The sequence below is a fragment of the Bartonella sp. AA2SXKL genome, from assembly GCF_042197205.1.
Classification (GTDB): domain Bacteria; phylum Pseudomonadota; class Alphaproteobacteria; order Rhizobiales; family Rhizobiaceae; genus Bartonella.
The window spans coordinates 1-301 of the sequence record NZ_JBHIRN010000200.1; the positions used below are offsets into that span (position 1 = coordinate 1).

The 301-nt window shown below is 35.9% G+C and carries 1 pseudogene; it reads right to left on the reverse strand.

The features are described 5' to 3' along the window. Positions 1-301 (reverse strand): annotated as a pseudogene (locus tag ACFINS_RS10680) (tetracycline resistance MFS efflux pump); the annotation flags it as partial.

Genomic DNA, 301 nt, shown 5'->3' on the forward strand with positions numbered 1-301 from the left:
CATCCAAATAACTGTTCGATATTGTCTAAGTTGCAAAACCGCACCTAAAGGATTTGTGCGCTTAATATCAAAATAATGCCTATCCTGTATAGGAAGAGTTTCTGAAAACATCTAAAGAAAAAATAAAATTAATGAGTGAAAAACCAGCGACAAAATAAAATAGAACACACCGATCAAATTAACCTAAAAAAAACCGCCGATAAACGAGCCTAAAACAACCCCCAATCGGGATGTCTATTCCTCACAGGCCAAAATTGCGTTTGCGAATCCTATCATCCGATATATCAGCTAAAGAAGTTGT